Annotated in this window: 9 protein-coding genes and 2 pseudogenes; 9 read left to right on the top strand and 2 right to left on the bottom strand. The window is 38.1% G+C overall.

Going from position 1 to position 11,880, the window contains the following annotated elements; genetic code table 11:
* Positions 1–136 precede the first annotated feature (136 nt).
* Positions 137–1,297 (bottom strand): zinc-dependent alcohol dehydrogenase, encoded by a 1,161-nt coding sequence (locus C7H79_RS15330; protein WP_106708152.1) that lies wholly within the window; start codon positions 1,295–1,297, stop codon positions 137–139.
* Between the two features lie 493 nt (positions 1,298–1,790).
* Here C7H79_RS15330 and C7H79_RS15325 point away from each other — a divergent pair, with 493 nt between their 5' ends.
* Positions 1,791–2,084: a hypothetical protein gene (locus C7H79_RS15325; protein ID WP_106708151.1), complete on the top strand. Its 294-nt coding sequence runs from the start codon at positions 1,791–1,793 to the stop codon at positions 2,082–2,084.
* A 659-nt stretch (positions 2,085–2,743) separates the two neighbouring features.
* Positions 2,744–3,738: pseudogene (locus C7H79_RS15320) on the top strand (IS630 family transposase).
* A gap of 64 nt (positions 3,739–3,802) precedes the next feature.
* Here C7H79_RS15320 and C7H79_RS15315 read toward each other — a convergent pair.
* Positions 3,803–4,141, bottom strand: coding sequence for a hypothetical protein (locus C7H79_RS15315; protein WP_106708150.1), 339 nt, complete (start codon positions 4,139–4,141; stop codon positions 3,803–3,805).
* Between the two features lie 352 nt (positions 4,142–4,493).
* On the opposite strand from C7H79_RS15315, the gene C7H79_RS17750 reads away from it, so the two are divergent.
* The 7 genes and pseudogenes from C7H79_RS17750 to C7H79_RS15285 all read left to right on the top strand — a co-directional run bounded on the left by C7H79_RS17750 (position 4,494) and on the right by C7H79_RS15285 (position 11,523).
* The gene (locus tag C7H79_RS17750; RefSeq protein WP_172592472.1) at positions 4,494–4,661 is read left to right on the top strand and encodes a hypothetical protein; all 168 of its coding nucleotides are present in this window, start codon (positions 4,494–4,496) and stop codon (positions 4,659–4,661) included.
* Positions 4,662–4,845: 184 nt separating this feature from the next.
* Complete coding sequence (locus C7H79_RS15310; RefSeq protein WP_106708149.1) at positions 4,846–5,082, top strand: hypothetical protein; 237 nt, start codon at positions 4,846–4,848, stop codon at positions 5,080–5,082.
* Positions 5,083–5,168: 86 nt separating this feature from the next.
* On the top strand, positions 5,169–5,366 hold the full coding sequence (locus tag C7H79_RS15305) for a hypothetical protein (RefSeq protein WP_106708148.1): 198 nt from the start codon (positions 5,169–5,171) through the stop codon (positions 5,364–5,366).
* Between the two features lie 287 nt (positions 5,367–5,653).
* Positions 5,654–5,929: pseudogene (locus C7H79_RS15300) on the top strand (SDR family oxidoreductase); the annotation flags it as partial.
* A gap of 213 nt (positions 5,930–6,142) precedes the next feature.
* The gene (locus tag C7H79_RS15295) at positions 6,143–7,969 is read left to right on the top strand and encodes an AsmA family protein (protein ID WP_106708146.1); all 1,827 of its coding nucleotides are present in this window, start codon (positions 6,143–6,145) and stop codon (positions 7,967–7,969) included.
* Positions 7,970–8,138: 169 nt separating this feature from the next.
* Positions 8,139–9,140 (top strand): ligase-associated DNA damage response exonuclease, encoded by a 1,002-nt coding sequence (locus C7H79_RS15290; protein ID WP_106708145.1) that lies wholly within the window; start codon positions 8,139–8,141, stop codon positions 9,138–9,140.
* A 1-nt stretch (position 9,141) separates the two neighbouring features.
* Complete coding sequence (locus tag C7H79_RS15285; protein WP_106708144.1) at positions 9,142–11,523, top strand: ATP-dependent DNA helicase; 2,382 nt, start codon at positions 9,142–9,144, stop codon at positions 11,521–11,523.
* Positions 11,524–11,880 lie beyond the last annotated feature (357 nt).

Genomic DNA, 11,880 nt, shown 5'->3' with positions numbered 1-11,880 from the left:
AAACGTGACCTCATGGCTTTATTGTGTGGGGATCCACTCATAGATAAAAATGCTAACAATTGCCAGATGGACTTGCTGTGAAAGTTAACGGGACAGTAATGATTTCATACATAACATTACCAAGCAAAATTAATATTTAAGGAATAAGCACAACCTTCCGGCAATTCTCTACCTTCTTATCAAACATTTTATATCCTTCTACCGCCTGTGCAAGAGGCAAACGATGACTCACAATCTGATTAGGGTGTAATTTCCCTTCTTCTATAAATGTAAGTAATTCCGGCAAGAAGCGTTGAACATGAGTCTGCCCCATTTTAAATACCAGTCCTTTTTCAAATGCATCCCCAAATAAAAATCCATGTATGAATCCCGCATACACTCCAGGTACACTTACAACGCCTCCGCGACGTACTGCCGCAATACACTGGCGTAATGCATGGCCGCTACTACTTTCGATTTTTAAATTTGTCATTACAGTTTCAAGAGTGCTGCCTTTAGCTTCAAACCCGACAGCATCTATCACTGCGTCTACCCCTCTGAAGGCTGTGTTTTCAATTATAACTTCAGCAGGATCTGCTTCATCAAAATTGAGAGGAATAACATTATAGGTCTTACGAGCAAATTCAAGACGGTATGGATGATGATCCACCATGAAAATTTTTTCTACCCCAAGCATACGAGCACAAGCGGCGGCCATTAAACCCACAGGACCTGCACCAAAAATTGCAATACTAGATCCAGCCCCCACCGCCGCGTTAATCACCGCTTGATAACCGGTCGGTAAAATATCACTTAGAAATAATACTTGTTCATCCCCTAATGTATCCGGGATCTTTATAGGCCCTACATTGGCTTTAGGAACTCGTACATATTCTGCTTGACCTCCAGGTATACCTCCATAAAGGTGGCTAAACCCAAAAAGAGCCGCGCCAGAACGAATTTCCTTTTTGTTCAGAATGGCACCACGATCAGGATTAGTGGTTTCGCAAGCAGAAAATAATTGTTTTTCACAAAAAAAACAGTCGCCGCACGCGATAACAAAAGGAACCACTACTCGATCACCTTTTTTTAAAGTTGTGACTTCTTTACCTGCAGCAACCACTATTCCCATGAATTCGTGCCCAAGAATATCACCCTCTTTTAGTTCAGGAATTTTTCCACGGTATAGATGTAAATCTGAGCCGCAGATTGCTGTTGCAGTTATTTGGAGAATAATGTCATCCGTTTCTTGAATAATCGGATCAGGCATAGTATCAACCCGCACATCATGACTACCGTGATAAGTAAGTGCACGCATTGTAATTTTTCCCTAATAAAAATATTTATTTGTCCCACTGACGAAAAATAATGGGGGAGTTAATGCTCCTCGAAAAAGAAATAATGATCGGTTCGATTACTAACATAGTGGACAATAAAAACCATTCCGAAGTGGGTTAATTTTCGAAATATGTAAATAGGATTTTTAAATTCTTATTACTGAAATTCATTATCTGAAACAACTAAGTATTGTAATGTTTAGCCATCTCAAGCCCGAGTAAAATCGTTTTTTACCTTATCCAACTTTAAAGCGATTAACAAACGTCTCTAGTTTCCATATCCGATATTATATTGGATTCATTTTACGTTCCCAACTACCCCGAATGATGGCAAAGCTCCTTATGGATATGCACACACTATTAACGCACAGATGTTATTTCATTGATTGCAATATCATCTCTTTCTAAGAGGGGTTACGTACAGAAGTTGTTAGTTTTAACGAGCACTATATGTATTATTAAGGAGAATTTCTTATGGGAACATTACTTATCATCTTGTTTTTAATAGTTCTAATCGTTATTTCTTTCAATTATTTCCTAAAAAACAATTGTGCTGATAATAAGAAATCTCTCAATGATAAAAGGGGTAAAGTTTCAGAGGACGTACAAGCAGAGTCTGAAACTGATAAGCTGATTCGTCACCTTGATGAACGGCAAAATGCCGAATATAACGCTGAACTAGCGACTCATCGTGATTCTGCTCCATCACCAAAATCACCGAAACCTACTTCTCCGGATAGAATTCCGCAGAATAGAGATGCATCATAGAAGTGATGAATATTGAACAACTACTCAGCCCATTTAGGGTATTGTGGCTATCAATAAATTTGCTCTGCGCGTCCCTGCATCTATCCCCGCGGCAAGACCACGGGGAATCGCAAGTTGAAAAGCTATACACAGGATAGTTGTTTGCTCTGTAGATGAATAATGCTCCTTATTGGGAATTATAAAGCCCACCCTAAATTTATAACCTGATTACTCATCCAGCCATCACGCGTAACCCAAGAAAGTTAGTCCTAAAATCGAAAAAACAATTGCAATCGACCTAGGTTGCTCAAGGCGCGCGCCATCCAAACGCATAAATAAGCTACCTCCATAAAAAAACAGCTGCTCATGATTAGTACCATGAGCAGATTAGCTGTTTTTATAGTAAGGCTCTCCGGATCCATTTTCATAGTTCTAAGCCTCGTTACCATGGCAAGCAACGCAGTAAGTGTTCCAATAACCCATAACACCCCATCTACCCAACGAACTTGCTATTTGTAAATAGGCTGAGGTTGTCTGCTAATGTTACAAGAAACCAAGCTGCGATTGGAAAATGAACCAACATTATAGATTCGGCCAATAAATAGTTTGAACTTTGAAGTGGTATTGCATACCATTGAAGGATGGAGAAAATAGATGCAAGAAGCTAAAAGGATGAAGCGCTGCATGAACGCCGCAGCCAAGTGATTCGTCTTCACAAGCGAGGTGTGGAATCAGCGCAAATAGCGCAAGTTACGGAGCTGAGCGACACGGCAGTGAAGAAGATTATTCGACTTTATGAAACAGGTGGCGCAGCTGGACTAAAACCTGGTAGACGAGGACGACGAGTGGGTGACAAGCGCAGCCTAAGCGAAGAGCAGGAGTTGAGATTGCAACGACTTATTTGTGATAAGCGTCCTGAGCAACTGAAGATGGATTTTGCGTTGTGGAATCGTAGCGCGGTAAGTCAGTTAATTTAGAAGGAATGTGATATATCCATGCCGATACGCACGGTGGGGCACTACCTCAAACGTTGGGGATTTACCCCGCAGAAGCCAATCCGACGTGCTTATGAACAACGCCCGGAGGCGGTAGCACAATGGCTCAATGAGCAATATCCGGAGATAGCCAAGCGCGCTCGAACTGAAGGCGGTGAAATTCACTGGGGTGATGAAACAGCACTGGTCAACGCAGATGTGCGAGGACGTGGTTTTGCGCCCAAGGGAAAAACACCCGTGACTTACGCTCCTGGCACGCGGCAAGGGCTGTCAATGATTTCTACTGTAACCAACAAAGGCTGTACACGTTGGCAGATTATCGATGGAAATTCGATTCGGATCGGCTTATTGAATTTCTCGAACTATTGATCAAGGATGCAGGAAAGAAAGTGTTCCTGATCCTGGATAATTTGAGAGTGCATCACAGCAAACCAGTGAAGGCTTGGCTGGAAGAAAATAAGGAAAAGATCGAATGCTTTTATCTACCCAGCTACAGTCCGAAATTAAATCTAGAAGAAAGACTAAACTCAGACTTGAAGCAGGCTATCGGTTCGAAAGTGCCGGTACGTAATAAGGAAAAATTGCGTAACGCTGCCAACGATCACATGACCAAGCTAGAGAAAAATCCAGAGCGTGTCGCCTCTTACTTCCAAGACCCGCTCGTAAAATATGCTGCTTGAAACTATTTAATGGCCGGGTCAAAAGATGGATGGGGTATTTTATGGAATTGCTCTCATTTCTCTCCTAAATAAACAGACTCAATAGGGTAAGAAAGCCTGCCACCGCAAGTACAGCATGGATAATGACAACATTTCTTGGAGCTACATTATTTTTTGCATGAATTGAAGCAAGATAGAATCCACCTAACGCAGCCACTACAAGTAATCCAAGCGCAGATGTTAAACGCGAATCCCCAGGACTTTCCAGAACTAGCATAATCAACATAACTAGCCCAGTTGCCCCTAACAGAGCATGCACAATGGACAAGGACCACGGTGCCAACTGCCCGGCAAATACTCTTGTGGCTAATATGACACCACCGACAGCAGCTATTGCTAGCACTATGATTATATATGTAAGCATAAATTTCTCCTATTTTATTATCAAGCAACTTGCAGTTTTTAAAATGATTTTTTTGAAAAATGTTCAGGTGAATTTTAGCAAGGAAGATTAGTAAAGTATGTGCGCATTCAAACAAAAATTTTAAACATTCATATTAATAAGATAAAGACATACTAAGACAGCTGAACAGCCTGTGAATCACGCTGTTTAGTTTTTGGCTTTTCTTCAGGTTTCTTTTCTTATGTAATTAAGGTGGTGGGATATTCAGGCGTTCATTTATCCCCACCATACATGAATATGGCCATAGATTCGATATTAGGCCTTGTTCATTGCACCGATTTGCCGCCATCAACCAATAGCATGTCCGACCATCATGGCGGCCGCATCCGAGCACCGCCAGATAACGGCCGCTGCGATTGCTGCAAAAAGACTCATGGATAAATCGTTCCGGATCTATAGCCGAGAATACACTTATGATGACTTTGATCTCGCAGACCCTAAAATCATAGCTAGAATCTATCCCGGATTCTGGGAACATTAAACACGCTCCGACTATTCCTGAAAAACTTAAAACCAAAATTACTACGTAACAATTGCTTTTTCCTAATTTTTACCCATAGATAGGAAACTTCAATTCAGTACGCTCTCTGTACTTAAGCGCACAGACCAAATAAATAGGTTTAGTGCAATATTTAAATTTCTATTAACATTAAAGGATTAATATCATGATGAAAATGTTAATTACAACTATTATTACTGGATTTTTATTTGTTAGCGCTTATGCATTTGCCGAAGATTATTCTCAAACGAAAAATAAAGTTGATGACAAGATGAATGCGCCTAAGAAGGTAGAATCTGACAAGAAAGATGTGGAAATGAATAAGCAAAATAACAACACAAAAGAAGGTGAACGGATGAATAATTTAGACGCGGATCATCAACGTCGCAATGATTCTAAATAATATCTTTCGTATAAGCCCGCGTTTGCGGGGTTTAGTTTTTCTTCTTATAAGTTATCTCACTGAGTATTATTTAAAGAGACGTAACCATGCAAAGAAAAATACAAATCATTGAAAAAGAATCTCTCAATCCTATAGCAGAATATCAGATTGAGTTGGGAGAAAATGATCCAAAGGAAGCTTATTTTGCAGAAACATGGATGAAAGCCGTGGATGAAGGTTTAGTAGATTCTGCAAACGAGACAGATTACGAGATGAAATTTGTTGAAGATCTACCAGCAGAATAAATCATTTGCAATCTTTAACTCACGTGCATAAGGTTATTTTAGGAGTGTCTCTCTGAGAAGTAACTTTTAATCTCTTCCAGGTTTAATTCCCCTTGGGGCGAAAGCTGGTTGAAAACCAGCAGATTGAAGAGCGTAGTTAATACCCCGCTGATTGCGGCGGGGTGCTTTATTAGGAAATTCAAAATTTATAAAATTAAGTTATGAAGTGAAAGAAGAAATCACGAAAGAATAATTCGATAGCAGACATGTTAGCTGGCTTTTATAGTATATGACATGCTTCAACTAAAGGAGCAATCGTTTCCTTTACTAGAAGTCTTGCTGCAAACTTAGTGGATAAAGGAATAAGAGTGAACGCTGTCGCCCCCGGCCCAATTTGGACCCCGCTTATCGCATCTTCCTACGATAAAAAGAAAGTCTCAGAATCTGGTAGCGACTCCCTCATGAAGCGTGCTGGAATGCCCAATGAAGTTGCTCCCTGCTTTTTATTCCTTGCTAGTAGGGATTCAAGTTTTATAACAGGGCAAGTACTGCATCCTAATGGAGGAGAGATTGTGAATGGTTAGAAAAAGAACCAGTAGGAGCATTTGATTCGAAACATACATTTTTGGTGGATAAGACAAATCGATTACTTAATGGACAATGAATATCTCGCACTTTTGTATATATCCTTTTGAAGAATTTGGTGTTAATCCCTAAACGTAATTTCCGGTGCAAATGCCCGCGCTACTTCGTATTAATAATTAAAGCGTTGTCAGGATAGCGATAATTTACAAGTTATGACTTTCGTAAAATGGGCTGGCATTGTATTCATCTCGTTAATTCTTTTTCTCATATTGGGGATTGCCCTAATAAATTGGAATTGGGTTCGTGATGTTGCTGCGCGTCAAGTAAGCGAAAAATTAGGTCGTACACTTATTATTCAAGGTAATTTAAGTGTGGACTGGTCCCAGACATTACATGTCCGTGTGGAACAGATACGACTTGAGAATGTAACGTGGAGTAAACAGCCTTATATGTTTGAATTGGCAGCACTTGACTTCCATATTGATCTTGTAGAACTGATTAAAGGCCGTTTGATTTTTCCTCGGGTAACTCTAATCAAACCAAGAGTTATTTTGGAAAAATCATATAAAGGTGAGCCCAATTGGGATTTACCGCTTGATTTCGACGTTGAGTTTCCATTAATTAAACGATTAATAATTGACGACAGTCATATGGTTTATCGCGATTTGTCTACTAATACAGCAGACATTACTTTGACTTTTTCCACGATTAGAGCTCAAGTTGGCGACGAAGAAAATACGAAATTACATGTTCACGGAAAATTAAATGGAAAACCATTAGCAATAGCCTTGAATGCAGGTTCATGGCTTGCGCTACAGCAACTGGAAAAACCATTTCCACTAGCCTTGAGTGTCCAGGCTTCGGGAAACAAAGTTGCAGATGAAAAAGCCTTGGTTATCCTACTGCAATTAAAAGGCTATCTATCACGCGAAGAAAATATTTGGCGGTTTACGAATCTTGATGTCCAAATTGGAGAAAGCGATTTTTCGGGCAGCATCCGTGTTGATATGGGCAGCAAGCGGCTTTTTGTAAAAGCGAACATCACTTCAAACAAAGTCAATTTAAGTGATTTTGTATCTCTAATTGATTTTGCTTCTAATATAAAATCAGAGGACAGTACTTCCTTAGCTAAAAAACAAGAGAAAAGACAAGAAGAAGCAAATGCTGTTGTTCTACCAAGAAATAATATAGGTTTAGAAAGTTTACAACACATAGATGCCGATATCCGTTTTCGAGGCAACCATGTTCCATCGCAAGTGCCGGTAAACAATCTCAAGATTCAAATGCTTCTCGATCAAGGGCATTTATCGCTTGCAATACCAGATTTTGATATTGCGTCAGGTAAGGTTCAGTTGCGTGTTGAATTGGATGTAACAAAAAAACCATTAAAAAGCAAGATTGAGGTCGAGATACGACGCGTTCAACTCAATGAAATTTTGCGTAGTTTAGAATCTTCTGGTGAAAATTTAGGAGTAATTGGCGGTCAAGGGATATTCTGGTTTAAGGGAGATTCTCTTGCAGACATGTTAGCTTCGGCCGATGGCGGCTTATTGATGATAATGGATGGAGGTAAGCTCGATGCTTTATTGGTCGAGCTCAGCGGGCTTGACGTTGGAGAAAGTCTGGTTAAATTGTTAGGTGATCGGGAAATGGTAGAAATTAACTGCATATTTCTGGACTTGCCAACCAAAAACGGCGTCATGAATATGGATAGTTTGGTGGTAGATACCGAGGACACACTTTATTTGGGTAAGGGGTCAATTGACTTTGCCCGGGAACAGCTACACTTAGTTATTGATCCAAGACCTAAGGATTTGAGTTTATATTCTGCTCGTGCCCCACTTCATATAAAGGGGAGTTTTAAGGCCCCATCTATTTTACCAGAAGCATCGGCGATTCTTCGTGGCGTTGCGTCTCTGGCCTTATTGCCAGCAGCTCCAATCGTTGGACTAATTGGTTTATTGTCGGAGAAAAATAAAGAGCACGAAGACATGCGCTGTTCAGGGTTCGTTAATGCAATTAATAAAGCGCGCAAGTAAGGGTTTGACCAAGTCATACTCCTGGAAAATCAGCGTACTTCACTGTTCTATAGTGCTCAAAAGCTGATTCCTTCGCTTTTATAAATTTAATTTTGTTAAATTAAAAAATTAATTCAAAATCGACTTAATATCAGAGCGAAAATCACTATTATAGTTGAAATAAAAAACTATGTTAGTTATGACTTTAGAGGGACTTTATTGCCCCTTAGGCAATTTTTACATAGACCCAAAAGGTAAGGTGCAGAATGCAGTAATAACTCACGCTCACAGCGATCATGCGCGAAAAGGAGCTGCTCACTATTACTCAACTACAAGCGGGGTATCTTTATTAAAATCCCGCTTAGGTAAGAATATAGTTGTAAAAGCTTTTAATTATGGAGAAAAGTTCCTGATAAATGGAATTCAATTGTCATTTCATCCAGCTGGGCATATTCTTGGATCCGCGCAAATATGCATAAAACATAATGGCGAAACTTGGGTTGTCTCAGGAGATTATAAAAGACAACCTGATCCTACTTGTGAGGCATTTGAAGTTATAAAATGTGATGTATTTATAACTGAAGCTACATTTGGTACACCCAATTACTCTTGGGATAATAATATTGATAATGGTAAAAAAATTTTCGAATGGTGGTTAGAAAATTCTAGAAAAGGATTAAATAGTCTTCTTTTAGCCTATTCCTTAGGAAAAACTCAAAGAATACTGGGGTTACTAAAAAAATATACATCACGATCAATTTATTGTCACGCATCAGCTATATCATTAAATGAATGTTACCGAGCAGAAGGGATAGAACTGTTAAATACCATTAGCCTTAATGAAATTCCAAACAATAAAGAGCTAAAAGGGGAGCTAATTATTTCTCCTCCATCCATTTTAAAATCTAAACAAATAAAAATATTAGGACCCAATTTAAGAATAGCCTTTGTATCCGGTTGGATGTCAAACAGCCAGCGATTTGGTCCCCTATGCGAGCAAGGGTTTGTATTATCAGATCATGCGGATTGGAAAGATCTTCTTCTTACAATACAACAAACTGGAGCTAAAAGAATTTTTGTTCAGCATCGAGGAAATGGCACATTGGTGAAACATTTGAAATCTTTAGGCATCCATGCCTATCCCTGCGAAGAACTATTTCCAATAGATTCTCGTCAATTGTGTTTGTTTTAGCATGACTAAGAAAAAAAGAATTCAAATAGCCGTCTCTAAATTTTCTTTACCATCACCTAGAAGAGGCAGTATTGATTTGCATTCAGGATATGGTTGGTCAACTGAACGGGGTAATGAGATTCATCAAAAATTACAACTTAAGAGAAAGAATGAAAACCCTTCATATACTAGTGAAGTATATATATCCAGACAATTTCACTGGGAAGAATATTTATTTGAAATCGCTGGAAGAATGGATGGGGTTTATGCTGAGCCTTTGCCAATAATTGAAGAAATAAAGACATGTTTTAATATTAAAAATTTACTAAAAACATTAAACGAAATAGGTCAAGATCATCCTTATATTTTGCAATTAAGAACCTATGGATATTTTTACTGGTTAGAAAATAATACTATTCCAACCCTTAACTTGCATTTGGTGGCAAGTCATAACAACGAAGTGATTAATTACGAAGTACAATTAGATATTAATAGCTTTGAAAAATGGCTGTCTTGTAGAGCTAGTGAACTGGTTGCAGAAGCCAGGTTCAGGGAGAGGCTTATAAACCTCCGCCAAAAAACTGGTGAGAATTTCAAATTCCCTTATCAAAGCGCTAGATTTGAACAAACCCAATTAATAAAAAAAATAGAAGAAGCATTTCTTGAAAACCGTCCGATAATGGCCCAAGCTCCAACGGGTCTTGGTAAAACTATAGGGAGCCTTTATCCCTCTTTAAAAGAAGCTCTCTCTCGTGGTCAACAGTTAGTTTATTTAACTTGTAAAAATTCACAGCATCAAATCGTTGAAGATGCCATTTTACGCTTACATGATCAGGGGGAAGATTTTAGATCTATAACTCTCGCAGCTAAAAATAAGATTTGCCTGAAGAAGGAGCCGCTATGCAATTCTGATTATTGTGAATACGCTAATGATCATTACACTAAAATGGCATACCACAAAGTGTTAGAAAAGCTTAATAATAAACGCAAACTTACAGCTCAAGAAATACAAAAAGTTTCCAAACTTTATTATGTATGTCCCTATCAAGTTCAGCTCGAATTAATAGATCAAGTTGAAGTTGTGATTGGTGATTATAATTATTTTTTTTCTTCAAACGATTTCTTTGGGCAACAGCTTGTGTACATTTGCAAGCATCCTGAAAAGCCAAATTTAATTATTGATGAAGCCCATAATCTCCCCGCTCGTTCCAGAGAATATTATTCTTGTTCTCTTTCCAGTTATACATTAAAAAAAATGTTCGAAGAAGTAATTTTTCTTCCTCATAAGCTTCGTAGTGAATTTGAGACATTGTTAAATTTGGCAATATTGACTATTGAAAAATATGGACTTGGCAATTACGCTCATCGAATCGTCCTTGATTTAAATGAATTTATGAATGTAGAAAATCGCATCCGTGATTTTGTTGCACGTTTTCTCGATTCAGGTGCTCAAGTTAGACTAGAAGATGTGGTATCAAGACTATGTATTAATTGGTCAGAATTTACAAATTCTTTGGAGCTTGCATATAATTCTCAGAATGAGTTTTTTACCTCATACCATCCTAATCCTGAGACAATAAAAATAACCTGCTGTGATGCCTCAAAAATTTTATTAGAAAGGTACAATAACTTTAAACATGTTGTAGCTATATCAGCCACACTAAAGCCATTTCACTATTACAGCCAGTTATGCGGCTTACATAAAAAGAAACCAAGAACAGAGGAGTTTAATTATCCTTTTCCGAAGGCAAATCGGAAAATTATATTAATCCCACAGGTTTCTTCTAAATATAAGGAGCGAGCCAAAAATTACCCTCGCATTGCTGAAGCGATATATAAAATTATCTCCTTGAAAAATGGAAATTATATTGCTTTTTTCCCAAGTTTTATTTTTCTAGATAACGTTCTGAAATATTGTAGTATTCCCCCTCATTTCAAAATTTTAAAACAAAAACCTAATATGGAGCCTGAGGAAGTTAATTATTTTTTTAGTGAACTAAGAAATACTATTAAATCTCATATTATTTTTGCAGTGCAAGGTGGAATATTTTCTGAAGGGGTAGATTATCCTGGTGACATGATTATTGGTGCATTTGTGGTTGGGGTACCTTTACCAAGTTTAGATATTGAGCATGAGGGAATCCGTGAATACTATCAAAAGAATTTTTCTAAAGGATATGAATATACTTATATTTATCCAGCAATGACTAAGGCTATTCAAGCCGCAGGAAGAGTGATCCGGTCGGAAAATGATCAAGGTATTATTCTATTAATGGATGATCGATTTATGCAAGAGGATTTTATTAATCCCATGCCTAAAGATTGGTTTAATAAGCATCCTCAGGAACTAATAAGCTCAAGTATATTAAATGACATTCGAGGTTTTTGGAGTGCTTCAAGGTGATGGTTTATAATACATAAATAGCATTAAATTCTAAGCACCCTTTTGGTTTACTTTTGAAAATATTTTTTCGAATTTTTTCCTTGATCTCCTTATTTTGCAACCGATGCCACCATTTTATGGGTTGCACGAGATAACTCTTACATTTCAACCAACGGTGGAGTGACTTGGATACTTGCAGTTAAAGTTGAGTGGTAATTTGCTTTTCTTAAATTATATGGTTAGCGAGCTCAAATACTAATCGCACCACCTAATCAACTTTGGTGCGGGCATTAAAGCTTTGGAATAAGCTTTTTGTTATAGGTAGTGCTAGATATCGTTTGTGCACTACAAACCTAACGATCTAATATTATTAGATCG

The sequence above is a fragment of the Nitrosomonas supralitoralis genome, from assembly GCF_003011925.2.
GTDB classification, from domain to species: Bacteria; Pseudomonadota; Gammaproteobacteria; order Burkholderiales; family Nitrosomonadaceae; genus Nitrosomonas; species Nitrosomonas supralitoralis.
The sequence above is the reverse complement of the archived record's forward strand: the minus strand, read 5'-3'. Positions and strand labels throughout refer to the sequence as shown.